The organism is Paraburkholderia sp. RL18-085-BIA-A (assembly GCF_046027075.1).
Taxonomy (GTDB): domain Bacteria; phylum Pseudomonadota; class Gammaproteobacteria; order Burkholderiales; family Burkholderiaceae; genus Paraburkholderia.
Genome location: NZ_JARESU010000396.1, coordinates 1 through 1,622 on the forward strand (window position 1 = coordinate 1; position 1,622 = coordinate 1,622).

Annotated in this window: 3 pseudogenes; all 3 read right to left on the bottom strand. The window is 61.0% G+C overall.

Going from position 1 to position 1,622, the window contains the following annotated elements:
* Positions 1-511 (bottom strand): annotated as a pseudogene (locus P0D89_RS52720) (Fe-S cluster assembly protein SufD); the annotation flags it as partial.
* Positions 508-1,080 (bottom strand): annotated as a pseudogene (gene sufC / locus P0D89_RS52725) (Fe-S cluster assembly ATPase SufC); the annotation flags it as partial. The pseudogenes P0D89_RS52720 and sufC, both read right to left, overlap by 4 nt.
* Positions 1,079-1,622 (bottom strand): annotated as a pseudogene (locus P0D89_RS52730) (SufD family Fe-S cluster assembly protein); the annotation flags it as partial. The pseudogenes P0D89_RS52730 and sufC, both read right to left, overlap by 2 nt.

Below are 1,622 nucleotides of genomic sequence, written 5' to 3' on the forward strand. Positions count from 1 at the left end.
CTTGATCGATGACCTCGCCAGGCGGTAGCACGACGGCAAAGCCATCCGTCAGAAACGCCGTGTTGAGCGCGTTAAAGCCGTCGGCATACGTCTGCGAGGCGATCGCCGCCTGCAGTCGTTGTGGTATTTCTCTCAACGCCCGCGTGAGCGAGCCGACAAACACATCATGCGGCAAACCAATCAGTTTCGACAGCCGCGGCACATGGCGACCGTTGACGAATACCAGTCGATGGCCAGCCGGGTCCAGCACGAGTTCATCGACGATGCGTCGCACGTCGCCATCGTCGATGCAGCCGGTGCGTTGCGGCGCGAAATGCCAGGGGCGCTTGCCGATCGCCGACACGTTCGTGTACTTCCAGTCCTCGTGACGCGTGGTCGGAAAGCCGAGCGCGTCGAACTGGTCGAAGGCGCTTCGGCGCGCGGCACGCAGCCACGGCAACTCGGCGCCGGGCAACGTCTTCACGAGTTGTCCAAAAGCCTGGCGGAAGAAGTCGAGCGATTCGTTTTTCATGAGTGCCCCGCACTTGCTACACTGAGTGCGCTGGCTGATTGCACGGCCTCATCCTCGATCCAGCCATAGCCCTTGCGTTCCAGCTCCAGGGCCAGTTCACGCGGCCCTGACTTCACGATCCGGCCGTTCGCCAGCACATGTACGCAATCCGGCACGACGTAATCCAGCAGGCGCTGATAGTGCGTGACCAGCACGATCGCCCGTTCGGGGCTGCGCATGCTGTTGACGCCCTGCGCGACGATCTGCAGCGCATCGATGTCGAGTCCGGAATCCGTTTCGTCAAGAATGGCGAGCCGGGGCTCCAGCACCGCCATCTGCAGGATTTCGTTGCGCTTCTTTTCTCCGCCGGAAAAGCCTTCGTTGACTGCGCGATACAGTAGAGTCTCGTCCATCTGCATCAGCGTCATTCTGTCCTTGACGAGTTGCAGGAATTCCATTGCGTCGAGTTCCGGCTCGCCACGATGCCGGCGCTGCGCGTTCAACGCCGCCTTCAGCAGATAAACGTTGCTCACACCGGGTATCTCAACGGGGTACTGGAACGCCAGAAACAGTCCTTCGTGCGCGCGCTCCCTGCAGGATCACGCTCGGGTACTTCCACGTGATCGCCGAACCGGTTTCCACCTGGGTCCACGAAATCTTCGAATTCGCCTCGCGGCAATCGCCACGCTTGGTCACGAAGTTGTAGATGCCGCCCTTGCCCGACGCATCGCCCGGATACCAGTTCTGCACCGTCGAATAGCGGATCTGTGCCCCTTCCAGCGCGATCAGTTCGACCACAGCGGCATGCAGCTGATTTTCATCGCGCATCGGTGCGGTGCAGCCTTCCAGATAGCTCACATACGCGCCTCTGTCCGCGACGATCAGCGTGCGCTCGAACTGCCCCGTGTTCTGCGCGTTGATGCGGAAGTACGTCGACAGCTCCATCGGGCAGCGCACGCCCGCCGGGATATAGCAGAACGAGCCGTCGCTGAACACGGCGGAATTCAGCGCGGCGAAGAAATTGTCGGTGTGCGGCACCACTGAACCGAGATACTTCTGCACCAGCTCAGGATGATGCTGCACGGCATCCGAGAACGAACAGAACACGATGCCGAGTTCCGCGAGCTTTTCA